A 24,018-nucleotide genomic window follows, 5' to 3' on the forward strand; every position below is an offset into this window, starting at 1 on the left:
AAAAATCCCGCGACATATGCGGACATATGTCGCGGGACATCACATGGTCGGGGTGACAGGATTTGAACCTGCGACCTCTTCGTCCCGAACGAAGCGCGCTACCAAACTGCGCCACACCCCGAGCAACTTAAATATTGTAGGCATACGCTCGGTAAATCCAAAAATTAGCCGCCCGGTATCCAATAGATTTCACATATAAGCAGCAGTGCACACCCAAAAAAACCTGTTTCGCCCTCAAAAAGGAATCAAAACAGCCAGACCCCAATCCCCAATCCCACTACCGCTGCCAGCAAAGACGCCCCCCAAACTAGCACCAGCACCCCGCAAGCACGAAGCCACTTTCCCCGCTGCGCAAGCGAAAAAACATCAAACACAAAAGTTGAAAAAGTAGAAAAGCCACCCAGGAAACCGGTAACCATCAGGACGAAAAGACTACCTCCTGCCTCAAAATGTCCGGTAACAACCCCTGACAATACAAATCCACCCAGAAAACAAGAAACCACGTTTACCAGGGCTATCCCGCCGTAAGAATACCGTTTTTCGGGCTTCCTCCACGTCAAATCAATTCCCCAACGACAAAGCGCACCTATGCCGCCGCTAACCCCGACCAAAATCACGAAACCAAAACTACTCACAACGCCGCTTCTTACCGTCCGGATTGGAGCATTCTGCAGGAAGGTCTTTTCCGGCTAACCGAGAGCCCAAGTCCACACACAGCACCCCTACTACCAGCAGGATTAAACCTAATATCGATGTAAAACAAAACCTCCCACCCAGTGCCCACAAATCGCTATTCGCAAAACTTAGCTCACCACTTACCGCCGCAATCCCCAAAGCAGAAAAAGTAGTGAAAGCACCCAAAAATCCAGTGGTTATTCCCAGTTTTATAGGAAGTGTCAAACGGTTTACATGAGTGCCAGCCCTATCAGCAGAGGTCTTAAAATACCCCAACAGGAAAGCACCCAAAAGATTAACCGAAATCACCCCGAAAGTCAGCGATGACCAGGTGAAATAATTATTTGAAAACGTAAGCGTAACCCTGTCTATCCCCCAGCGTGTTAAAGTACCTGCTATCCCTCCAATAAAGATACAAATCCCACAAAAAAAGGCACTCCGCCAAGTATTGAAATCAGCAGATTTAGGCTTCAGCGGCATTTTCTTCCCTCGCCACTAATCCTCACAAATAATGTCACTATCGGGTAGTTTTCCGCCCACCAGATAATTATCTACCGCCTGTTGAACACAATCAGAACCCATCCCATAGGCAGTGTGAGAATAAGACTTCCATTTCACCAGACGCGACCCATCCAACTGTTGATGAACCGACTGAGCCATCGCAAAAGGAGTAGCCGGATCATTAGTATTACCAACCAACAAAATCGGTTGCGCGCCCTCTACCATAATTCTTTGACGACTAGCCTTAGACGGCCACGGCCAAGCCTGGAGTGCATATTCCCCATAAGCCATAGAAGAACCCATAATTGGGAAGCTATTTATTATCTGGTCACCGCGAGCATCCCATTCTTTTTTATCTCCCTGCACCGGATAATCCGCCCCGTTAATCGCGATAAACGCATCCTGAGAATTATTTCTATATTTCCCATCTACACCCCGCTCGTTAAATAAATCCGAGACTTTAAGCAGCGGCGCGCCATCCCCATTAAAGGCTGATTTCAGATTCTCTAAGAGCGCGGGATACAGATTCTCGTAATAGAGCATCCCGACCACTGCCCCTAGAGCTAAAGCCCCATTCACGGGGCGCGCCCTATCTCCACTTTCAATCGGAGAAGCATCGGCGTCTAAAAAGAACTGTTTCAACCGTTTAAGCCCGGCCTGTTTGCTAGCCCAAGGACATTCTTTACCCTCGGATACACACCAGGAAGCAAAATTAGCGAATGCGTCCTCGAAACCTTTCGCTTGAGCCAAAGAAACCTGCCCGTAAGAGTAGGAACCATCTAGCACTCCGTCCAAAACCAGGCGCCCAACATTTTTAGGAAATAGCTGCGCATAGGTGGTTCCCAAGAAAGAACCATAAGAATATCCCAGGTAGGAGAGTTTTTTGTCTCCTAGCACTGCCCGCATGATGTCTAAATCCCGAGCAGCCGACCGAGTATCCAAATACTTTGCGAAATCGCCATTTTTTGCTCGGCATTGCTCAGCGAACTCTTTCATTTGCGCAACTGAACGTTCCCGACCGGCAACAGTAGCCAGATTAATGCTTTCAGCCAAGGATTCATCCTTTTGCGCATCCGTGGTACATTCCAGCGGGTGAGAGCGTCCCACTCCCCTAGGGTCAAATCCCACCACATCAAAGGCGGAAAAAACCGCTCTAGAAAAGGTTTCTTGGCTGTTCTTCAGCAGATTAACCCCGGAGCCTCCCGGACCACCAGGGTTAATAAATAAACTCCCCAAGCGTTTCCCGCTGGCTGCTCGGCGTGCCAGCTGTAACTCGATAGTGTCACCTTGCGGTTTTTCGTAATCTAGCGGCACCTTTACTTTTGCGCATTGATAGTTCTTGAAATCTGTTTCGCTACAGCCAGTCCAAGCAGCTTTTTGTCGATAGAAATCTTCAAGCCCCGCAGGAATCGGGCTATCGTCTCCCTGTAAAGGATTGGTTTGCGAGGACGAGCTGGGGGTAACTCTTGGTTGCGTACCTATCCCAATAGAGCAGCCCGCCGTCATACACACCGCAAATACGCTGGCGAGCAGCGCAAACATTTTTTGTTTACCCATAAACTTACTGCCTTAAATACATCATCATTGCTTCCATGGTGAGCAGGGGAGTCACGTTTGCCGCCAGGCGACGCCTCGCGGTGCGGATTGCATCTAGTCTGCGCAAGGTACGCTGCGGGGTAGAACCTTGTGCCACGGAGTCAATAGTTTGCGACAAATCCACGTTAATCAAGGGTACTTTCGCGCCGCTTTGCAGCAGATACACATCCCGATAAAACCCCAGAAGATTCAGTAATACCCGGTCAAGACTGTCGCGCACATACCGGGTGGCGCGGCGTTTTTGATCTGCTTTTAACGCAGTTTCTTGGGCTTTTAAGGCAGGTGGCAGTCGTGACCCCTCTTGTCCGTACCCTAGGGAGCGATGCAATTCGTCAAGTTCAGCCTGATCTTTTTTAGCTGCCCGCTCACTGGCATCGGTTTTTGCCGCCTCCACCAGTTTTTGTGCTAATAATACTGCCTGAGCAACACTGCTGGTAGTGACGGCAGAAAGTAAAATATCGTGGCGACGTGCAAGTTCTGTTTCATCACGAACCAGTGATTTTGCGACCCCGATATGGCATTGAGAAAGCGCCGCCGCGCGGCGAGCAGTTACCGGATCCGCCCCCTCCTTTTCCACTAATAGCTCTGCCACCTGCGACACTGGTGGGGTAACTAAAGCAACATGGCGGCAGCGCGAACGAATGGTAGGTAACACGTCGCCAGGTTGAGTGGTACAAAGCAACCACACCGTGCGCGGTGGTGGCTCCTCTATTGCTTTCAGCAGCAAATTAGAGGTGCGCTCTACCATTCGATCTGCGTCCTCCAGCAAAATAACCCGCCATTTTCCTCCAGCGGGAGCTTGCTGCGCCAAGGTGACCAGGGAAGCTATCTCCTCCATTTTTATAATCAGTCGCTCAGTGGTAACCACTTTCACGTCTGGATGGGTATTTTTGAGGACGCGCTGACATTCAGGGCAACAGCCACACCCTGGTATTTGCGAATCTTCGCATTGCAGCGCTGCCGCAAAAGCAAGCGCCGCCACCGAACGCCCCGCACCGGGCGGGCCGGTAATTAGCCAGGCTTGCGACATTTTCCTGGCTAGCGAACCGCTGTCGCCTCCATCTTTATCGGTTTGTCTTAGCTCGCGCGCCGAAACGGCTGCCGCCTGGAAAATCCCGACCGCTCCCTTTTGACCAACAATGTCCTCCCAAACGCTCATAACTGCCGCAACCCTAAGTTACTATCAGCACTCGCCGAGGTGTCCTGGCCATCACCGGCAGCGCCTGAGAATACCGCACCCGCATCGCCAGTCAGCACCCCACTACCCTGACCAGCAGTTTTTCCTCCAGTCGTCCGTTTGGCAAATGCCGCACTGACTAAATCCAAAACTTGCTGATGGATTTTAGCTATCCCACCGGTAGCGTCTAGCACTTTTATTCGCTGCTTATCACGCGCAGCTATCTGCAAGAATGCTTGCCGCACTGCTTGATGGAAATCTAGAGGAGCCGCTTCCATTCGGTCGGGATTTCCCAAACTGCGCGCCCTTAAAACCTGCGGATCCCCATCAAGTAAAATGGTCAGGTCGGGAAGCAGATTACCGGTTGCCCACAGGGAGATTTCTTCAATTTTTTCTAATCCTAAACCTCGTCCTATTCCCTGATAGGCGAGTGAAGAATCCAGGTAGCGGTCAGAAACTACCACTTCGCCCGCGAGCAGATGCGGTTTGATTATCGTCTGTGCGTGCCAAGCCCGGTCGGCGGCGTATAGCAGCGCCTCGGTGTAGGGGTCGATGTCCTCTCCGTGCATGACTTCCCGGCGTAACCTTTGCCCCAGGCTGGTTCCTCCGGGTTCAAAGGTGGTTATAGCTGCTGCACCGCGCGCCGCCAACGCCTGCATCAGCAGTTTTACCTGAGTAGATTTCCCGGTATAGTCCCCTCCTTCAAAGGAGATAAAGAAACCTGGATAGGGCGTGGCGGCATTCATGTGTTTAGCTTACCGAACTTATCTGGATTGGCGCTGCGGTAGTTGTGGGAGATGGAATCCGAAAATCGGTTGCGACTTTCCGCTCCTTTAATCAGCTCCAATCTGGTGAGCAGAGACAATCTTTTTCCCAAAAAACTCTGTTAATCGGAAAGGCTATTCCACCAGTCCAGCAGACGTTCGCGCGCCGCCTCTTTGCCAATCTCTCCCTTTTCTAGACGCAAGTTCAACAGGTATTTATAGGCTTTCCCCACCTCTGGACCTGGTTTTATCTGTAAAAGCTGCATGATTTCTTCGCCGTCTAGTTCGGGGCGAATCCGGGATAGTTCTTCTTTTTCGGTCAGTTGGGCAATGCGTTTTTCCAGGTCATCATAGGCGTGTTCTAGGCGCGCCGCGCGGCGTCGATTCCGGGTCGTGCAATCGGCGCGGGTCAGGCGGTGTAGGCGGGTAAGCATCGATCCGGCATCGGCTACGTAGCGACGCACGGCCGAATCACTCCAAGCCTGTTCCCCATAGCCGTGGAACCGCAGGTGCAAACCAACTAACTGGGTTACATCCTTAATGGTTTGTTTATCGAAATGGAGGGCGCGCATCCGTTTTCGGGTAAGTTTCGCCCCCACGATTTCATGGTGATGAAAAGAAACTGTCCCATTTTTTTCAAAACGGCGGGTTGCCGGTTTGCCCACGTCATGCATGAGGGCGGCGAAACGCAAAATAAAATCGGGACGCGGAACCTCCCCCTCGGGGTCGGTCTCTAAGGCTATCGCCTGATCCACTACGGTCAAGGTATGTTCATAAACATCCTTGTGGCGACCGTGTTCATCGACAGTGGCTCGCAGATTTGCCACTTCCGGCAGCACCAGCGCCGCTAGGCCGGTGTAAACCATGAGTTCTAGCCCTTTACGGGGATTAACCCCCAGCATTAGTTTTTCCAGTTCGACTCGTATCCGCTCGGGGGACACAATCTCGATGCGGCTAGCCATATTTTCCATGGCTGCCATTACCGGCATGGTTACATCTAAATCTAGCTGGGAAGCGAAACGTGCCGCCCGCATCATCCGCAAAGGGTCATCGTCAAAGGACTGCTCGGGTGAGACTGGGGTACGTAATTGTCCACTAACCAGGTCGGTGATTCCTTGATGGGGATCAACTAGGGTTAAATCCGGCAGGCGCAGCGCCATTGCGTTTACCGTGAAATCTCGGCGGCTGAGGTCGCCCTCTAAGGTATCCCCAAATTGGACGGCAGGTTTGCGGCTATCGCTTTGGTATTCATCACTGCGATAGGTGGTTACTTCTACATTTAATCCGTGTTTATGAGCACCGATAGTGCCAAACTCTTTCCCCATGGTCCACACGGTTCCCGCCCAGTTTTTCAAAATCTGTTCGGTCTCGTCTGGTCGTGCCGAAGTCGCTAAATCCCAATCATGCGGAATCCTGCCACACATGGCATCTCGCACCGGCCCACCTACTAGGGATAGTTCTTGCCCGCGAGCGGTAAACAGCTCCGCTAGTTCGCGGATTGGGGCAGGCAGGTTACTGAGCGCTCCCAGCATATTAGCGAGGGCGTGCGCTGCGTTTTCCGGCAGGGTTACTTTCGCTGGGGCTGCGCTATCTGATTCGTTAGCCAGGTGAAGATTGCTTTTCATCGTTTCCAGATTGCCAGAAATTATGCGTCTGTTCCAAGTGGCAAGTTGTTGGGTTGTTATTAAGAGCGCAAGGTAACATTAAAGATATGTCTGTTCGCAATTCGTATCGCCGCCGCCGACGCATGGGTTCGCGCCGCGTTGCCTCGCTACCAATTGTGGACGAGACTTCTGCCGGTGGTTTGATGCTGAAAATTGAGCAAGGTCAGGCTTTTGTAGCGCTGATTGCTCGGCGTAACCGGAATGGAGAAATCGAGTGGTGCCTACCTAAAGGCCATTTAGAGGCGGGCGAGACTGCCCAGGAGGCTGCTCGGCGGGAAATATTTGAAGAGACTGGGATTAAAGGCAAGATTGTTGCTCCGCTAATTTCTATCGACTATTGGTTTGCTGGCGCGGGTAGGCGTATTCATAAAGTTGTGCATCACTATCTGTTAGAGGCAACCGGGGGCACGATTACGGTCGCTAACGACCCGGATCAAGAAGCTGAAGCTGCCGCTTGGATACCTTTAGAGGAGGTTTCAAAGATTCTGGTTTACCCTAATGAACGCAGAGTGGTTGCTACTGCCCTGGAATTGTTGGAAATCGGGGATTAGGGTGGCTGGGTCACGCCTGGGGGCAAAGTTTTATTTGACACTGGCTTTCGCTGCTCTGATTTTTGCTTTTGCCCTGGAAGCGAGCTGCGCCCTTAGTGCTATGGCTAAGGATTTGGGGCAGGCAAAAGTTTCTGTGGCAATCTCTGCTATCAGTCCCGATATTTTGACTTTTTCTGAGGACGATAAAGGGTTTCCGGAAAAAGTTACCGTTAAAGGCAGCGTCACTAACTCTAGTGACGCTGCCATAGATAATGTGAGGGTGCTAGTTAGAACCAGTTCTCGCCTGGCTACTGACGCTAAGACTATTCATGATTGGGTTAAAGGTAGCTCTGACAAGGGTTTTGGTTCTTTGCGGGTTAAGACCAGTAAATCTTTAGGACAGTTGCCAGCGAAGAAATCTGTAGATTTTACGGTGGAGATTCCCGCTAGCTCCCTCCCTAAACCTACTAAAACCGCATTTGGGAGCTTAGCGGTGGAAACTATCGTCACCGCTAACCGACTCACCAGCGAGGACGCTACTGCGGGCAGATCTTTACTGCTATATGGGGATGGGAAAAACTTAAGCGCGAAAACCAAGCTCTCGGTGATTGCGCCACTTTCTGCCTCTTCCCCGGAAATGGCGAAATGGTTAGCGACTGGGGGTGCGGGCAGCGCTGCCACTGCTGGGGAACAGGAAAGTGACAGTGCGAAGCCTTTGAAAAGCGTTAGCGATAACGCTGGTTTAGTTAAATCCCTCTCTAGGGTGGGGATAACTTGGGTAATCGATCCGGCACTGCTTCAAAGTGATTCTCCCCTATTGACCGGCAGTTTTAATCCTCTTCCCGAGAGAAAACCTCCCCTTAGTCTCGATGAAACCATGCTTGAAGCTCTAAAGGTTGCGCAAAGCAAAGGAGCCAGCCTGTCGTTGGATTTATGGGGGGCTCCTGATTTTGTGCAGCTTGACGAGGGAGCGCTCATCCAGTCAGCTCAGTGGAATCAGCAGCTTGGGAAGCTGCTGGGGAAACAGGTATTACTGGAGCCCAGCACGGTTTTCTTAGCGAATCCTACTTGGGTTGATCGCGCCGATAAGATTTGTAAAACAGGCGATAATCGTCTTACGAACGGTTGCGTTTTTGTTACCGGCGGAAACCAGTTAGAGCTGACCGGAAAATACAACTACCAACCGGATCTCTTAGGACAAGTACGCTTAGAGAATCAAACCCGTAACTATCTGGGTGACCATGGTGACCTGTCGGTGTTAATGACTAAATCCTCTGGTCAAAATGCTTTTACTGACACCCAGTTGGCGCGGGCAATCTTGGCGGCAATAGCTAATGAACGCCCCGCCCAGCCCCGCCTAGTTAATATCGCGCTTGCGAACGCCGCCTTAGCCAGCTCTACCACCCAGCAGCGTTTAGCTAAAATTCTTTCAGACCCCTGGGTAGACCCAGTATCCCTTTCTCAGGCACTCAGCTCGAACCCTACCCCGGTTTCTTTCCCTAAAAGGTCGCAAACCTCTAGGCTAGCTGCGTCCTCTGCCAGTTCCCTCGGGGTTAGCGGTAGTTCTTTCCAGCCCGCCACTACCGCCATGAATAGGGCACGTAGTCAGGTGTTTCCCTCGTTAAATAAAATAACCGACTCACCGCAGCGGATTAGTGTCCCTCTCTACCAGCAGCTATTACTTTCCACTTCTAGAGCGATGACGGTTGCCGAACGTAACCAGGCAATCAGTAATGCCAGCCGAGAGATTGACCTGATTTCCGGGGCGGTCCAAATCCAGTCGTCCTCGGATATTAATCTCATCTCCGATCGCAGTGAAATACCCATCAAAGTATTAAACCGGCTGCCAGTGCAGGTGAGGGTACGTTTACAGCTACATCCGACCGATGCGCGTTTACGAGCCGATTCGGCTCCGCAGGTGACCCTGGCTCCCAAGGGGTCAAAGAATATTAGAATCCCGGTAACTGCGGTGCGTAACGGAAACGTCAGCGCTAACGTGGAGATTCTATCTGAGGACGGTAACCTGGTACTCGGCAAGCAACAACAGATTAACCTGCGCATTCGTAGTGGCTGGGAGGATCATATTTTCCTAGGTTTCATTTTGAGTGCAGCCACAGTTTTCATAGTGGGTTTGGTTCTTAACTTGCGGCGAGGTACCCGCATGGAACGTAACCAAGAAGAGGAGGAGTGAGTGAGCACACAAGCAGATAAACCCGATAGTGAAATCCGGGGGATTAAAAAGGTAAATGTGGCTCGTGCCTCTGGGATTATGCTCGCGGGCACGATGCTTTCACGGATTCTCGGTTTTGTGCGGGCAGCTTTACTTATTGCCCTGATTGGTTCTATCGGCGCAAATGATGCATTCCAGGCTGCCAATAACCTGCCGAACATTATTTATAATCTGCTTGCCTCCTCTATCCTCTCCGCGGTTCTGGTACCTCAAATTGTGCGGGCTTTACAACGCAAGAATTCTGACGAGTTCATTAACCGGCTGCTTACTTTGTTCACTACCGGGCTGCTGGTGCTTACTCTTATTTGTGTCGCCCTAGCACCTGTTTTCATCACCCTTTTCGCCGCGAAACTAGATCCAGGGTGGAAACAGCTGGCAATCACGTTTTCTTATTGGTCACTCCCCCAAGTTTTCTTTTATGGTCTTTATTCGCTGTGGGGACAGTTCCTCAACGCGAAAGGTTCTTTTGGCCCATATATGTGGGCACCGGTGGTAAACAATGTGGTGGGCATTGCCGGGATATTTATTTTTTGGCAGGTATTAGGTACCGAAACTGATTGGGCAAAAGATCCCAGCGTTTGGACTGGGGAGCCTATAGCTTTACTTGCTGGGATATCTACTTTAGGTATCGTGGTGCAAGCCCTGATTTTATTGATTCCTCTGCGTCGCTCGGGATTCAAAATGCGACCGGTCTGGGGGATTCGTGGATACGGTCTCGGCGAAGTATCTCGCACCGCTATGTGGGCGTTTTCTGCGTTATGCGTAGCCCAACTGGGGTTTTTGGCGATTTCTAATATCGCGGCGGCAGCTAACGGTTATGCTTCAAAAAATCACGTTACTATCGCTACTACCACTGCTTATAACACTGCCTTCACCGTATATATGATTCCGCAATCCATGATTGTAACCTCGGTGGTTACCGCCATGTTTACCTCGATGAGCGCTATGGTGGCGGTGGGGCAGCTTTCCCGTTTGCGTAACCAGTTTCTTGCCACCCAGCAGGGGGTTGGTTTGATTACCGCTCTATGTGCAGCGTTAATGATGGTCTTAGCTGTGCCGATTATGCAGTTCATTATGCCTACCAGCGCTACTGCTTCCGTGCGCGCCTTTGCCCAGGTATTAGCGGTGATGGCGCTTGGGATTCCGTTCCTGGGATTTTTTAACCTATCCCAAAGGTTAATTTTGGCTTTCGCTGATGCCCGGAGCACATTTTTTGTGCAAATCCCGATGACTATCTTCACTTTGGTTGTTTGTGGTTTAACCGTTGTTTTCTTACCAGTTAAATACTGGGTTGCAGGTGCGGCGGTGGGTGCCCAAATGTCTTACCTGGTGGGAGCAGCTCTAACTATTTGGTTGTTGCATACTAAACATTTGCCGTTAAAGTTTACTTCTCAGCTTTGGCGTTCCCTGTGGACAATCATGCTGGCTGCGTTGGGATCTGCCTGCGCGGGCTGGTTGATTTTGCATTATTGGGGCCCATTTTCCGGCAGTGAACATGATTCAGCGCTTACCCATATTATGGGGGCTTTCGCCAGGGTGATGGTAGTGACCACGGTAATGACGATTCTTTACTTAGGTCTGCTGCTCGCGTGGCGTTCGCCCGCCCTGGGATTATTGGCGGTTCCAGTCTGGAAGAAACTAGGGCGTGCTCGTCCTTTACCGCGCATACTAGCGTATGCACAGCAGGAGGCAGTTTTGGAAGATAGCGATAAATTGAGTGAAGACGAAAGCGAGCTCAGCGAGATAAAATCGGGGCAAGACTCTCCCGGGCAGGTAGAACCACAAGTGGATGAAACCCCAGTTATCGGCGGTAATGTAAATGCGCTAGACAGCGATACTGCTGAGGCATCACCGCTGGAACCTGAGGATGAAATAACTACAGAAGATGAGGACAAAGTGGGCAATGACCAGGTAAAAGTTAGCGCCGTGAGCTATAACGCTGATGGATACGTTAATCTGCAATCCGGTATGAATCTGCGTTTTCCCTCGCAAGAAGATTTTGGTTTGATTACTCTGGGGCAACGTTTGGACGGAGATTTCTTACCAGAAAAGGATGTTTGGACGGTTACTGATGAGGGCGAACAAAGCGCTGAGCTGCTAGTTTTGCAGGGTAAACGGGAAAATAGTAGAAGCTATTATCAGCGCCTACAACAGGTAAACGCCTCCTGTCTGCAAGACTTTATTTGGATTAGCTCTGACCCGGTGGATGCGGTTTTATTGCGGGCAATCCCGGCCCGTCCTCTAAGTCAAATTGTTTCCTCTGGAATGCCTCCCGAGGTGATTCATTCTCTAATCTCCCAGGTCAGCGAAGGGCTTTCCCAGTTACATCAAGCAGATTTGGCGCATGGAGCAATCGATCCGGCACATATTTTGGTTGGTGCAGATGGGCAAGTGATTATCCGCTTGGATGTGGCTGACCAGAACGCTACTAATCATTTAAAAGAGGCGCAAACTCGGGATGGTCAGCAAGTATTAGAGCTGCTATATTTCCTGTGCAGCGGTAAACGTGACCAGTTTGAACAGGCGAAAAATGGCGAAAAACTGGCTCCGCCCTCGGATTTTCATAACGGAAGCGATGTTGATTTAGATGCGGTCGCCCTCGCCGGGGTGGCGATACCTTCAGCGCGTCTGTGCCAGGCTATCTGGGAGCAACTGGGGCAAGCTGACCTAGAGCCGGTCGTGCAATGGTTAAAAAAGGATGATTCCCCGATGGAGAAAACCCCTGAAAAACCCAGTAAGAAACCGTTAGCAATGGAAGGTGCCCCTGTCGAGCTGGTCATAAAACCAGTGTTACCCCCGGCAGCTAAAATCCCGGATAGGCGTAATCATCCTTTTGTTGAACCGGCTGAAACCCAGGCGATTCCGCTGTCAGAAATGCAGGAAATGAACCTTAATCCCGAGGAAGAGCAGGCTGGTTCAGGGGCTTGGATTCCGCAAGCGGTCAGCAAGAATGATTCATTGTCGGATATGGCTACTCCTCCGAACTTTTTGGATCGTTTAAGTGGTGGCGATAAACCGGCAGGGCAAATCCCTACGCTGGCTGCTACGGTTTTGCCGTCTACCCCTTTTGAGGAGCAATCCGTTTCTAAGGACGAAATGGCGGGAGAAAAAGTTTCTGCTAGTTCTAAGAATCCGCACCAGGTTGAAAAGCAGAAAGCGAAGCTCGCTAGGAAGATGCAGCGCGATATGCAGCGGGTCGCCCGTACCCAGCAGCGAGAACAGCAGCGGCAGCAAAGGCGCCAAAAGCGGCTTTCCAAGCTGTCTCCAAGAGATTTAGAGCCGGTAAATGCTACTCGACGAGTAGTTGCCTCTAGCCTTGTTGGCATGGCGGCGCTGCTAGTAATCTCGGTGTTAGTGCTGATTTATTGGCCTCAGCATAACCCTCCGGTAGCTAAGCCTTCTCCTTCGCACTCTCAATCTCAAAAGCAGTCCTCTACAGTGACGGCAGCAAAACCGGCGGAGATTGCCGGGGTTTCTTCTATAGATGCCGAGGGTAATGACACTGAACACCCAGAGCTTGCCGACCGGATGATTGACGGCAAGGAGGATTCTTGGTGGCGTTCTCGGTTCTTCCGTAACCCGAAACTAGGCGACCGGAATGGTTTTGGGGTGGTTGTTACTTTTAAAGATAAAGCTACTATTTCCGAGATTAGGTTAAAAACTAAGGCTCAGGGCGGAAAGATTGAGGTACGTTCTCTGCCTGATTCGGGACTTCCCCGGGATGGCAAAGTGCTTACTACCGGTTCTTTTGCTGATACGGTCACTTTGAAGCTTAATCCTGCAACTAACGCTCATGCCCTGATTTTATGGTTCCCAGAACTGCCGGTAGATAACACTGGCAACAATCGAGCCACAATTTCAGAGATTTCCGTTTCCTAGCAAAGCTCATTGGGTTTTCCAGGTTTGCGAATAGATTGGTTCGGTCTTTGAGTCACCGTTCGGACTCCTCGTTGTACCAGTAACCCCGTTCAGGATTACACACAACTTCGTCCTCCTCACTAATGAAAAAAGCCCGAAGGCTTTTTTCACCGTTCGGACTCCTCGTTGTACGCCCGCAGGGGATCGGCGGTGCTACGCACCAGCAACGGTTTTCGGAGCAGAGTCCCCGAAAACCACTGGCGCGGGCGAACGCTCAACCCGCGTTCGCTGCCTCCCCGCGCCAGCCCTCACGGGTTCGATCCCAGGGACTCAAAATTATTTAAGCCCGGCGCAAGGCCGGGCTTAAATAATTTAGTACGCCCGCAGGGGATCGAACCCTGGACCCACGGATTAAAAGTCCGTTGCTCTACCAACTGAGCTACAGGCGCTTGTCGTAAAGACAAGCTCCATTCTACAAGTAGACCCCGCTTTCCCCCAACTCAGATTTTGGTTGCTTCCCTCACTAAAGACACCGTAAAGTAGTATTCAAATCCCTCCATACTTCGGCGGGTTTTGTTTCTAAGAAAGGGTTCTCATGCTCACGCCAACTACTTTTGGAACTCCCCTATCAAAATCTGCTTTACGAGTACTGTTACTCGGCTCAGGAGAGTTAGGCAAAGAGCTAGCAATCGCATTCATGCGTATCGGGGTAGAGGTTCATGCTGCTGACCGTTACCAAAATGCTCCCGCCCAGCAGGTAGCACACTATTCGCATACCCTCGATATGACTAACGGTGAGCAGGTCGCCCTATTGGTTAAAAAAATCCGTCCCCACTTTATCGTTCCCGAGATTGAGGCAATTGCTACCGAGACTCTCGAAAAAATTGCCGCTTCCAGTCAGGTAACAGTCATCCCCACCGCTCACGCCACCCGTCTCACCATGGATAGGGAGGGTATCCGGCGGCTTGCCGCCGAAAAACTTGGGATACCAACTTCCCGATACCTTTTTGCTACCGGCAAAGAACAAATGCGCCAAGCGGTAGAGAAAATTGGTCTGCCCTGCATTGTAAAACCGGTAATGTCCTCCTCTGGAAAAGGACAATCCTTAATAAAAAGCCCGGAAGAAATCGATTGCGCCTGGAATTACGCCCTAGAGGGTGGGCGCGGAGACAGTCAAGGTCGAGTAATAGTGGAGCAACTGGTTGATTTTGACTATGAAATCACCCTGCTAACGGTACGTTCTTTGGATGCTCAAACCGGTCAGACAATCACCAGTTTTTGTCAGCCAATTGGACATCGGCAAGAGCACGGGGATTACCAAGAATCTTGGCAACCAGCCCCTATGGGCAGTGAAGTATTGAGCAAAGCGCAAGACATTGCTGAAAAAGTCACTTCTGCTTTGGGAGGGCGCGGCCTGTTCGGGGTGGAACTGTTTATTTGTGGTGATGAAGTCCTATTTTCTGAGGTGTCGCCGCGTCCTCACGACACCGGAATGGTCACCATGGTCACCGGATACCTGTCAGAGTTTGAGCTTCATGCCCGCGCTATTTTAGGTCTACCGGTTGATACCCGTCTGCGCACTCCCGGAGCCTCCGCGGTTATTAGCGGCACCACTCAAAGTTCGGCACCGGTTTACCGAGGTCTAGCTAAGGCTCTTTCCCTACCGGAAGTAGATATTCGCCTATTTGGTAAACCTGATTGCCGTCCCGGTCGCAGAATGGGAGTAGCTTTAGCCCGTGGGAACGATATTCCTCAGGCACTGAACCGAGCAAAGGAAGCAGCACGCTCAATTACGGTAGAGGACGCTTAGTTGCTGAAATATAAAAGGATTATTTACCTTAGTAAAACCCTATTTTCTTGACGATTTTTTCTCTATATTTTTTCCGGTTAGCAATCAGGGAAATTTTATAGAAATACTTTCCACCAACAGATATGTTGGTTTAAACTACAAGTAACTAAGTAGAATTATTGCTATTAGGAACATCAGAAAAACATCATTAATCAATCAAATGGGGGAAAATAACCTTATGGCACGGAAAACTAGAATAGTTCTTATTGATGATATTAACGGTGAACTTGGTGATGAAACCATAAAGTTCGGTCTGGATGGTATCGATTATGAAATCGATTTATCTACAGAAAACGCCAATAAACTTCGGGAAGCTTTAGATCCGTGGGTTCAGGCGGGACGACGGGTAGGTGGACGCCGAATAGCGGGAACCGATAAGCGTCCAGCTTCTGATGCCGCCAAGATTCGTGATTGGGCGAAGGAACAAAATATCGAGGTATCCGAGAAAGGACGTATCTCAGCCAAGATACGCTCAGCCTATTACCGTACCCATTTGCAATAGTTTCGGGACTTTCACCCCGTGCGCCTTGAACCAAAAAATGAAAGACTAAGGATATGACTTACAAACTGATACTGCTCCGTCATGGGCAAAGCGAATGGAATGCAAAGAATCTTTTCACCGGTTGGGTGGATGTTCCCCTCTCTGATCAGGGACGCCAGGAAGCTGTTCATGGTGGCGAACTGATGAAACAAGAGAACATTTTGCCAGATGTGGTTTTCACTTCTTTGTTACGCCGGGCGATTATGACCGCTAATCTTTCTTTGGATGCGGCTGATCGTCACTGGATTCCGGTTCAGCGAAGCTGGCGTTTGAATGAACGCCACTATGGCGCTTTGCAGGGCAAAGACAAGAAAGCTATCCGGGACGAATACGGCGATGAACAGTTCATGTTGTGGCGTCGTTCCTACTCCACTCCGCCTCCGGAAATCGAACTGGGTTCTGAGTTTTCCCAAGATCAAGATCCACGCTACTGCGGGGAACCGATTCCGCGTACTGAATGCCTAGAGCAGGTACTAGAGCGCCTACTTCCCTATTGGGAGGAAGCGATTGTCCCCGAGCTAAAGAGCGGTAAGACGGTTATGGTTGCCGCACATGGCAATTCGCTGCGTGCGATTGTTAAGCACCTGGATCAGATTAGTGACGAGGATATCTCTGAGCTTAATATCCCTACTGGGGTTCCGCTTTACTACGAGTTGGATGAGAATCTCCAGCCCGTGAAAAAGGGTGGCACTTACCTGGATCCGGATGCGCAGGCAAAGATTGCGGCTGTAGCTAACCAGGGCAAATAGTAGCTTTTCTTTTTGATTAATCCCCGAGGACGTCCTCGGGGATTTTTCTTTGCCTCGGTTTTTCTGGTTTCGGTTTCCCTTTGATGATAGGGGTTTTAAGGGGCTATAAGTTTTTAAAAGAGATTACCGCCACTTTCGGGCAGGTTTGTAGCAGTGAACACATATTTGTGGCAAACTTAAGGACAGGTGCTACCTGCACCTGTGTCACTGGTGACACGTTTGGTGGACGCTGGCGTCGGCTGAACAGTTACATGAGGCACTCCACTCGGATCGTCGGGCACGTACCTGCCCGTGGAGGAGAGATATTAATATGGCAAGAATAGTTTTTGATTCCGTTACTCGGGTTTACCCCGGTTCAGATCATCCAGCTGTAGACAGGTTGAATCTGGAAATTGCTGATGGCGAGTTTCTAGTTTTGGTTGGTCCTTCTGGTTGCGGAAAGTCCACTTCTTTGCGGATGCTAGCCGGGCTAGAGGATGTTAATTCCGGCAAGATTTATATCGGCGATAACGATGTCACCGATATGGCTCCCAAGGATCGCGATATCGCCATGGTTTTCCAGAACTATGCGCTTTACCCGCACATGACGGTGCGTCAAAACATGGGTTTCGCCCTCAAGATCGCTAAGGTTCCGCAGGCAGAAATCGATAAGCGGGTGGAACAGGCTGCCGCGACTCTTGATTTGACCGAATATTTGGATCGTAAACCGAAGGCTCTTTCTGGTGGTCAGCGTCAGCGGGTAGCGATGGGGCGCGCGATTGTGCGTAAACCCCAGGTGTTCTTGATGGATGAACCGCTGTCGAACTTGGATGCGAAGCTGCGTGTACAAACCCGTACCCAGATTGCCCAGTTGCAGCGCACTTTAGGGGTTACTACTCTTTACGTTACTCACGACCAGACTGAGGCTCTGACTATGGGTGACCGGATTGCGGTTATCGCTGGTGGTGTTTTGCAGCAGGTTGGTACCCCTGAGGAGCTTTATGATCGCCCAGGTAATGCTTTCGTGGCGGCCTTCATTGGTTCACCGGCTATGAATATCGGTACTTTCCGGGTTGATAACGGAGTGGCTGTCCTTGGTGATGCTCGCATTCCGCTCAGCCAGGCTACGCTAGATGCGATGACTCCTGAAGATAATGGGGAAATCATTATTGGTTTCCGCCCTGAGGCTTTGGATGTTCAAGCTGACGGTCAGGATATGGCTCATAGCATTCCAATTAAGGTTACCCATGTGGAAGAACTAGGTTCTGATGCTTACGTTTATGGAACGCTGGCTGGTCATGATCCCAGTCTGCGCACTGATGACAAGCCGCGCCTGGCTCAGGTTACGGTTCGCGTTCCTCCGCGTACCGCTCCTCCAGCAGGTTCGATTATGCCGGTCAGGATTCGCCCTGGTGGTCAGCATAACTTCTCTGCTGCTACTCAGAATCGGTTGCCTGAATAGAGCGTTATAGGATTTAGATTCCTCTCAAAGTTTTGGGGGCTGGCGAAATTCCTGCCCCCAAAACTTTTTTTGTTTTAGATTTTTAGCTGCTAATCCTTAATTTTTGGTATTGCTTAATTTTTGGGTCTTTACCCTGGTTTTTATTTTTATCTGGAATGGTGTGGAGAGTAACCGCGGGTTTGGGTTTATTGCGCCTATTTGGCTCTATAAACCCAAACCCGATTGACAGTTCTTGTTTAACGTAAGGGGTGGGGGAACGCCGATTTCGGCGTTCCCCCACCCCTAAGGTTTTAGAGAATTAACCCTATTTTTTAGTTGATTTTATGCTACCTTTTAGCAGTGCTTTGCTTGGCGCCGCCTAGCGAGCAAATAGATGCCAGCACCGGCAGTAATGGTTGATAGTCCTAGCACGGTTGATAAATCTGCTGCCCCGGTTCTTGGCAGTTGTTTAGCCTGTGCGCTAGCGCTAGCTGCTGGTTTTCCTTTCTGTCCCGGTAGGGGTGCCGTACATTCCTTATATAGTTTCTCGTAGGTTGCTTTAGTGTCTATTAGCTTGGAATTCGCCGATTTGACCGCGTTTTCTAGCGGTTCTAACTGCGCTAGGGCTGCTTCATATTCTGCTTTTAGTTTTTCAACCTGTTCGGCAGGGGTGTTTACAGCTTGTGCAGCCTCTAAATAGCGCTGATATTGCGCCATTACCTCAGCGATAGCCTGCTGGCTTTCGGCACTAACCTTAATAGTTGTGGGCGCGCGTAGCGCTGCTACTGGCATCGGGGCCGGAGCCGGCTTGGGGGCGGTTTGCTGCTTGACCCAGGCATCGAGGTCGGGTACTTTCTGTACGGCTTCGTTATCTACCACAGCCTGATCTTTAGCTTTCTGGGCAGTATCTTTTGCCGCCTCAGCGTCCTGTGCTGCTTTCTCCACTTCTTCTTTCGCCGTATTCGCATCGGTTACCGCTTTATCTGCGGCTTCGACATTAGACTTGGCGTCATCCGCAGCCTTTTGGGCGGCGGCTTTGTCTGCGTAATCCTTGGCTGCCACCTCGTTTGTCGTCTTGGCGTCCGCTGCTTTTTGATCAGCGGTGTCTTTATCTTTCTGCGCATTTTGTGCCTGGGTTTCGGCCTCGGCAGCTTTCTGCTTCGCTTCGTTTAGCTTGGTGTCGGCATCGGTTACTACCGCATCGGTTTTAGCTTTTTCGGATTCCGCAGCCTTCAGGTCAGCTTCTGCCTGCTTTACTGCATTTTCTGCCTCATCCAGCTGTTTCGTAGCGTCAGCCTTGGTGGCTTTTACCGCTTCATAGTTCTCTTTAGCCGCATCTAAAGCCTTTTGCTTTTCATCTACTTTCTTTTGCGCCTCATCAGCGGCTTGCCGCTTAGTATTAACTTCCTCTTGTGCCTGGGTGACTGCTTCATCTGCTGCCGCTTTAGCCTTTTCCGCGTTTAGCAGTTCCGTGCGTTTGTTTTCAACTACACCGTTTTGAGCTTTAGCAGCAGCCTTAGCGGCTTCTAGGTCTTGCTTTGCAGATGTGGCAGCTTCCTCAGCTTTCTTGAGTGCTTCTTTAGCAGCCTCAAGTTTCGCTTTACAGGCCTCGCATTTCTTTGCTTCTGCCTCAGAGGCGGCTATCGCCTCTTGCAATTTTTGTTCGACTTCAGCTTGCTTGGCTAGTTTTTCTTGCAAACCCGCGTTTGCCTCAGCTTTAGCCAGCGCATCGCGAGCTTCTTGAGAACCATTTTCCTTGGCGTCCTTCAATCCGTTGTAATACTTCATGAAACGTGCAAGATATTCCTCGTAAGTGTACTCCGTGTCGGTGGTACCACCCCAGAATTCTTGAGCATGCACAATCCCATAGGAGGCATTTTTTGTACCGCTTGCAAATCCCGTATACAAGAATCCTTTATTCATCAGATTGGTATAGTGTCCAACCACACCGCTGTTACCCGAGGGATCTTTGTCATAGATTGCTTTTTCACTGGTATACCAAGAAAACCCTGAGCGCGTATAGGGGCTCCCCCCACCCCAAGAGAGGTTTTCACCAGCAGATTTTACAAACGGACCACCATTTCCTGAATGTCTATTATCGTAATTTGCGGAATAGTTCGCGTTAATCTGTGCAATAGCCATTAATTCATCAGTTACTTTAAGAGCAGGCATTGCAGCGAAGTTATTATCACCCTTAACTCGCAAATCATTGCCCTCTTTCATGGTTTCGAGAGCAAGCTTCATATTCTCCAGGGAAGTAGCATCCTGAGGGTTTCCAATGGTGGTGTAAGAAGTAATCTTTTTTCCATTTACAACAAAATCTGTATTCAGCTGAGCTAGAGCCTTACTGGATTTATTCTCTTGGAAAAATCCTTTCGAACCCAAGTTCCACTGCTCCTGAGCTTTGGATTTGGAGGCTGCTAGGGCATCTTTGGCTGCTTGAACTGCTTTTTGCGCTTCTGCAACTGCCGCGTCAGCTGCTTCCTTGGCTTTCTTTGCGTCATCTAGCTTTTTATTGGCAGCGTCGCATTTGGGCTGCTGTTCATTTAAGGCATTTTGCGCGTTATCCTTATTGGTTTCAGCCTCTTTTTGCGCCTTGACGGCTTCCTCATAGGCGGCCTGCTTTTCCAACTGTGCCTGATTTAACTTACGTAGCTCAGTCTTTGCATCTTCAAAGACTTGATTAGCTTGCTTTTCTGCCTTGTCTTTTTCCGCTGCTTCCGCTTGCTTTTGTTTTAGTACCTCTTTGGCGGCAGCCAAATCTTTAGCTGTCGCGTCCTTAGTAGTAGTTGCAGCCTTAAGTTCCTGCTGAGCCGCATCGACCTTATCTTGTGCTTCCTGCAGCGCTTTGTCGTTTTTCAGAACATCTTTAACGTTCTTCAGTTTCTGCTGCGCGTCAGCTAAGGCCTCTTTTTTATCTTTTACCTTATCTGCAGCGTCTTGAGCTTTTTGATCTGCGTCTTGCTTGGCGCTTTAAGCCTGCTTTACATTCTGTTTTGCCTGGTCTGCAGCCTTGGTGACTTCATCTAGTTTAGATTTAGCCTGATTGGCTTTTTCTTGCGCCTCATCCAGAGCCTTGGCGGCCTCATCGGCAGCTTTCTTAGCTTCAGCTACCGCTTCAGCTCCCGGAGCGGCGGCCTGGGCTTTAGCGCTAGCTTCCTCGGCTGCCGTTTTATTTGCCTCGGCAGCTTTTAGGGTTTCACTTGCTTTTTCTGCTTGCTGTTTTGCTTTAGCTAAGTTATCTTCAGCTTGCTGCAGCTGAGAAACCGCGTTGTTTAAAGCAGCCAGAGTATTAGCTTGGAGCTGTTCGTGGGCTTTGGTCGCAGCTTTTCGAGCGCCCTCCTGTTTTGCTTTCGCATTCTGTAAAGCAGCCTGTGCAGCTAGGTATTCATTTAAGGGCTTGGATATTTCCGGTTTTGCTTTAGCGGTCGCTAACTCGGCGGCGGCACTATCAGCTTCCTGTTGAGCCCGTTTAAATTCCTCGTATGCTTTATTAACTGCCGAAACATCAACTGAGGCACGGCACTGGGTAAGCGAAGTAGGCATATTTACTTTATTGACTTGATTGTCAGTATTAATCCCGAACGCCACCCCTGCTGGAGCTACTAGAGCAATACCGGTTCCGGCTGCCACCGCTAGTTTAGTAACCCGTTTTGTGCCATGAGATTCCCCTTAAATGAGTTATTTATCGGCGCCAAACACGCCAGGTTTTCGAGTTAGCACTAAGGCGCTAACCATACTTTTAACTTCTCTATAATCTTCCCATCTTTTGACACTAAAAGTCCAGCTAAAAGCGGGAAATACTGTCATTATCTGAGAGAAGAAAATCACTATTTAGTAGGCTGCAAATAGCGTTTATCTAAAGCCCGGATATTGCTTAAATTATTCTGGCTCCTAGACTGGGAACGTCCTAGGAGCCAGAATAATCTATTTATTTATTTTTGAAGCCAATCACTGGGTAACGACTGGGTTCACAGATTGTTGAGGAACCAGGTCCTCGTCCCTAAGGACGCGGTTCCTCTCGGGACCGTTAGGTTAAGAAAACGCAAGTTACCCAACGGAGTAGGCAGGTAGCTTCAACTCGTAAAGCGAAGCTGACATGAACGAAGTGAGCCAGAACTGAACGGTGGGACGAATCTTCTTGCCCTTCATCTCGGGAGTAAGAGTCAAAGTGTCCCCAGTTCCAACTTTCTGATCGTTCTGATCTTTCCAAATAACATCACTGTGGCGTGCCACCGAGTCGCTGTTTCCCTGCAAGCTAACCTTTGCAATCAGCTTGTCACCCTGGCGGATTACCTTGTCTTCATCGAATCCGTAGTATTCCAGCTTCATCGGTTCAGAAATCGAAGTTCCAACCGGGTTAGTCACCTTCAGGCGGAAGCGTAAGGACTCAGCCTCGGCACGGTTCGCAATCGGAGCAGACCGCAGCAGTCCCCATTTATCTTCGGTGCGAGCACCGGGAGCGTAGTCCAAATCATTTGCGGTGCCATAGAAAGTGTGGCTGTCGGGAATACGGAACTTGTCTTTCACGTCCTCCCAGGTCTTGCCGGCATCTTTGGAACGCTGCCACTGGTATTTCATTCCGGTAGAGCCCTGCACCGCGAGCTTTGCCGGCTCGGAATATCCACCCTGAGCAACCCGGGGAGCAGCGTAGACCTTGATTTGCGGAGCCATGCGAGTTGAGGAAATCATCGGGTCGAACAGTTTTACCGTATAGGTGTAAGAGCTGCGAGTTGCGCCCTTAATCCCGGAAACGCTGACCGTGTAGTCACGCGAGCCATCAGTTCCCACCGGAAGATCGGTAATCTTCGCCATCTTGATTAGGAGGGTGTTGTAGTAGTTCCAAGTGCCCGGGCCTTTCCCGTTTTGGTCATTGCTGAGGACGGTAATCGGAACTTCCGCGCCATTAGGACCGGTAACCCGTACCCGAGCCTGAGAGAGGTCAGGACGGTCAAACTTGCTTTCACCCCGGAAAGAAATGCTCCAACGTTCCACATCATCACGGTCGTCACGATTGGTGGTCAGTAGTTGGTAGGGGAAGTAACCAGCCGAAGGCCAAGTCATAATTTCGGGCTTGTAGGCTTTATCATTCGCGATTTGTTTGTTATTGAAATCAGGGGTGCTTACCAGGTGATTTCCGGAAACTACTATCGCGTTGTAACCATCAACGTTCCCGTAGGAGCTGGTAGCCAAAGTGGGATCCATTAGGGCAATGCGGTGTCCGAGACGGTCATTAGAGCCAACCTTGGTCATAGTGGAAGCACCTAGGTTGGAGGGATCAATGAAGTACCAAAGAATCTGTTCAGCAGGAGTCTGGCCGGCACTATCAGAAAGATTAGAGATATAGGCTCCGGTTTGAGCTTTAAGGCTGTAGCATTTGGAGTTTTTCTGTACCGAGTGGGTTAGGCGACCATTGGCAGCCATATTAAGGGCGGCTTGCTGAGTGTAATCTTGCAGTCCGGAAGTCATATCCATTTTGACCGCTTCGGCTCCATTTAAACCCCGGAAATAGTTTAGGGCGCGAGCTACCGAGTTGGCAGTAGTGGGATTAGCAACCCCCGCCCGGCAATTCTTGGAGTCGGCACCATTATTGGGGCTTTCCGGGTAGTTGGTATCGGCAATATCGCTGAGGTAACGGGCGCGAACCTCTTCCCGGTTGTTGGTATTAATCGCATTCGAAGTGGCTACGGCAGAACCGGTGGTAGAGGTTGCGGTGAAAAAGGTAGCTGCGTCAGCTAGGTTTACCCCGGCGGCAACTACTCCGGCGACTAGAACACCAACGGCCAAAGTCTTGGCGTGCTCTTTCCACGTTTTCATCGTAGATCCATTCTCTGCGTTTTCCTGGTTTGGAAATCAAATCCTTTGATTCCCGTGAACGTCGCTTCCTTTGCTTCGTTCATTAACTATTATCCATGAAAACGCACATGCTTTAAAGCGAAAATGTTTGAAAATGAAAGTTTTACACCCGGTAGGGACTATTTGCGAAAACTTACCAACCATAAAGTAGGTTTTACCTGCAATATTAGAATGTTTTCAGATAATTTCAGGTTTTTCAGCACCCTGGGGATATATTGTGAAGTCCGTCATATCGAATTTTAACCATTTGAATAGTTTAATGAAGATTTTAATGCTAAAAACGTAGCCACCTGCGTAAATAAGCGGTAATCTTCAATTCTCTCATCTTAAATTAAATGAAACTCAGTCGTCCCACCCCTACAACTTCCTCACATGAGTACATACTCACCTAAACGGCTTAACCAGTTAAGCCCTCACAACATTTAGTTATTTTCATCTTTCGCTCCTTTTATGAAATTCTTTCCATCTACGAGCTAACAAGGCGCTAACTTAGCTGGTTAAATGATGTTTACCTCGAAACTAGCTACCAGAAATGGACACGCTCATAAACACCATTTGCTTCCCCTCGGCATAAGCAATGTATATATAAGGTATAAAGGTGAGTTATT

The 24,018-nt window shown here is 49.9% G+C and carries 16 protein-coding genes and 2 tRNA genes; 7 read left to right on the forward strand and 11 right to left on the reverse strand.

The features are described from left to right. Positions 1-44: 44 nt before the first annotated feature. The 7 genes from PG728_RS04045 to PG728_RS04075 all read right to left on the reverse strand — a co-directional run bounded on the left by PG728_RS04045 (position 45) and on the right by PG728_RS04075 (position 6,338). Positions 45-121 (reverse strand) — tRNA-Pro (locus PG728_RS04045). A 124-nt stretch (positions 122-245) separates the two neighbouring features. Beyond that, positions 246-635 carry a fluoride efflux transporter FluC gene (locus tag PG728_RS04050; protein ID WP_270625985.1) on the reverse strand — a complete coding sequence of 130 codons (390 nt, stop codon included), beginning with the start codon at positions 633-635 and terminating at the stop codon, positions 246-248. After that, positions 628-1,155, reverse strand: a complete 528-nt coding sequence (locus tag PG728_RS04055) for a fluoride efflux transporter FluC (RefSeq protein ID WP_270625986.1) — start codon at positions 1,153-1,155, stop codon at positions 628-630. Before PG728_RS04055 ends, PG728_RS04050 begins: the two co-directional genes overlap by 8 nt. A gap of 15 nt (positions 1,156-1,170) precedes the next feature. Next, on the reverse strand, positions 1,171-2,733 hold the full coding sequence (locus PG728_RS04060; protein WP_072510425.1) for an alpha/beta hydrolase: 1,563 nt from the start codon (positions 2,731-2,733) through the stop codon (positions 1,171-1,173). A 4-nt stretch (positions 2,734-2,737) separates the two neighbouring features. Continuing rightward, positions 2,738-3,931 (reverse strand): DNA polymerase III subunit delta', encoded by a 1,194-nt coding sequence (locus tag PG728_RS04065; protein WP_270625987.1) that lies wholly within the window; start codon positions 3,929-3,931, stop codon positions 2,738-2,740. Further along, positions 3,928-4,695 carry a dTMP kinase gene (gene tmk / locus PG728_RS04070; RefSeq protein WP_270625988.1) on the reverse strand — a complete coding sequence of 256 codons (768 nt, stop codon included), beginning with the start codon at positions 4,693-4,695 and terminating at the stop codon, positions 3,928-3,930. The genes PG728_RS04065 and tmk overlap by 4 nt, the downstream gene beginning before the upstream one ends. 140 nt (positions 4,696-4,835) lie before the next feature. After that, positions 4,836-6,338 (reverse strand): CCA tRNA nucleotidyltransferase, encoded by a 1,503-nt coding sequence (locus PG728_RS04075; protein ID WP_408648200.1) that lies wholly within the window; start codon positions 6,336-6,338, stop codon positions 4,836-4,838. 86 nt (positions 6,339-6,424) lie between these two features. On the opposite strand from PG728_RS04075, the gene PG728_RS04080 reads away from it, so the two are divergent. The 3 genes from PG728_RS04080 to PG728_RS04090 are packed head-to-tail and all read left to right on the forward strand — an operon-like array spanning position 6,425 to position 13,016. After that, complete coding sequence (locus PG728_RS04080; protein ID WP_072510429.1) at positions 6,425-6,928, forward strand: NUDIX hydrolase; 504 nt, start codon at positions 6,425-6,427, stop codon at positions 6,926-6,928. Beyond that, on the forward strand, positions 6,876-9,098 hold the full coding sequence (locus PG728_RS04085) for a DUF6049 family protein (RefSeq protein ID WP_270625989.1): 2,223 nt from the start codon (positions 6,876-6,878) through the stop codon (positions 9,096-9,098). Before PG728_RS04080 ends, PG728_RS04085 begins: the two co-directional genes overlap by 53 nt. Next, positions 9,099-13,016 carry a murein biosynthesis integral membrane protein MurJ gene (locus tag PG728_RS04090; protein WP_270625990.1) on the forward strand — a complete coding sequence of 1,306 codons (3,918 nt, stop codon included), beginning with the start codon at positions 9,099-9,101 and terminating at the stop codon, positions 13,014-13,016. Positions 13,017-13,371: 355 nt separating this feature from the next. Here PG728_RS04090 and PG728_RS04095 read toward each other — a convergent pair. Beyond that, positions 13,372-13,444 (reverse strand) — tRNA-Lys (locus PG728_RS04095). Between the two features lie 146 nt (positions 13,445-13,590). Here PG728_RS04095 and purT point away from each other — a divergent pair. The 4 genes from purT to PG728_RS04115 all read left to right on the forward strand — a co-directional run bounded on the left by purT (position 13,591) and on the right by PG728_RS04115 (position 17,575). Then, a complete protein-coding gene (gene purT, locus PG728_RS04100; protein WP_270625991.1) occupies positions 13,591-14,805 on the forward strand; it encodes a formate-dependent phosphoribosylglycinamide formyltransferase in 1,215 nt (404 codons plus the stop codon). Between the two features lie 217 nt (positions 14,806-15,022). Continuing rightward, positions 15,023-15,346 (forward strand): histone-like nucleoid-structuring protein Lsr2, encoded by a 324-nt coding sequence (locus PG728_RS04105; RefSeq protein ID WP_270625992.1) that lies wholly within the window; start codon positions 15,023-15,025, stop codon positions 15,344-15,346. Positions 15,347-15,399: 53 nt separating this feature from the next. Beyond that, on the forward strand, positions 15,400-16,134 hold the full coding sequence (locus PG728_RS04110; protein WP_072510433.1) for a phosphoglyceromutase: 735 nt from the start codon (positions 15,400-15,402) through the stop codon (positions 16,132-16,134). Between the two features lie 310 nt (positions 16,135-16,444). Beyond that, positions 16,445-17,575 (forward strand): ABC transporter ATP-binding protein, encoded by a 1,131-nt coding sequence (locus tag PG728_RS04115; RefSeq protein ID WP_072510434.1) that lies wholly within the window; start codon positions 16,445-16,447, stop codon positions 17,573-17,575. A gap of 333 nt (positions 17,576-17,908) precedes the next feature. On the opposite strand, the gene PG728_RS04120 is transcribed toward PG728_RS04115, so the two are convergent. The 3 genes from PG728_RS04120 to PG728_RS04130 all read right to left on the reverse strand — a co-directional run bounded on the left by PG728_RS04120 (position 17,909) and on the right by PG728_RS04130 (position 23,371). Beyond that, positions 17,909-20,314, reverse strand: coding sequence for a CAP domain-containing protein (locus PG728_RS04120; protein ID WP_270625993.1), 2,406 nt, complete (start codon positions 20,312-20,314; stop codon positions 17,909-17,911). Between the two features lie 213 nt (positions 20,315-20,527). After that, on the reverse strand, positions 20,528-21,187 hold the full coding sequence (locus PG728_RS04125; RefSeq protein ID WP_270625994.1) for a hypothetical protein: 660 nt from the start codon (positions 21,185-21,187) through the stop codon (positions 20,528-20,530). A 417-nt stretch (positions 21,188-21,604) separates the two neighbouring features. Beyond that, positions 21,605-23,371, reverse strand: a complete 1,767-nt coding sequence (locus tag PG728_RS04130; RefSeq protein ID WP_270625995.1) for a CAP domain-containing protein — start codon at positions 23,369-23,371, stop codon at positions 21,605-21,607. Positions 23,372-24,018 lie beyond the last annotated feature (647 nt).

Origin of the sequence: Varibaculum timonense (assembly GCF_027694345.1) — a bacterium.
Lineage (GTDB): Bacteria > Actinomycetota > Actinomycetes > Actinomycetales > Actinomycetaceae > Varibaculum > Varibaculum timonense_A.

Coding starts and splice junctions, on each gene's coding strand:
- PG728_RS04055 (WP_270625986.1), bottom strand. CDS start 1,155: ATGCCGCTGAAGCCTAAATCTGCTGATTTCAATACTTGGCGGAGTGCC.
- PG728_RS04060 (WP_072510425.1), bottom strand. CDS start 2,733: ATGGGTAAACAAAAAATGTTTGCGCTGCTCGCCAGCGTATTTGCGGTG.
- PG728_RS04065 (WP_270625987.1), bottom strand. CDS start 3,931: ATGAGCGTTTGGGAGGACATTGTTGGTCAAAAGGGAGCGGTCGGGATT.
- tmk (WP_270625988.1), bottom strand. CDS start 4,695: ATGAATGCCGCCACGCCCTATCCAGGTTTCTTTATCTCCTTTGAAGGA.
- PG728_RS04075 (WP_408648200.1), bottom strand. CDS start 6,338: ATGAAAAGCAATCTTCACCTGGCTAACGAATCAGATAGCGCAGCCCCA.
- PG728_RS04080 (WP_072510429.1), top strand. CDS start 6,425: ATGTCTGTTCGCAATTCGTATCGCCGCCGCCGACGCATGGGTTCGCGC.
- PG728_RS04085 (WP_270625989.1), top strand. CDS start 6,876: ATGAACGCAGAGTGGTTGCTACTGCCCTGGAATTGTTGGAAATCGGGG.
- purT (WP_270625991.1), top strand. CDS start 13,591: ATGCTCACGCCAACTACTTTTGGAACTCCCCTATCAAAATCTGCTTTA.
- PG728_RS04105 (WP_270625992.1), top strand. CDS start 15,023: ATGGCACGGAAAACTAGAATAGTTCTTATTGATGATATTAACGGTGAA.
- PG728_RS04110 (WP_072510433.1), top strand. CDS start 15,400: ATGACTTACAAACTGATACTGCTCCGTCATGGGCAAAGCGAATGGAAT.
- PG728_RS04115 (WP_072510434.1), top strand. CDS start 16,445: ATGGCAAGAATAGTTTTTGATTCCGTTACTCGGGTTTACCCCGGTTCA.
- PG728_RS04130 (WP_270625995.1), bottom strand. CDS start 23,371: ATGAAAACGTGGAAAGAGCACGCCAAGACTTTGGCCGTTGGTGTTCTA.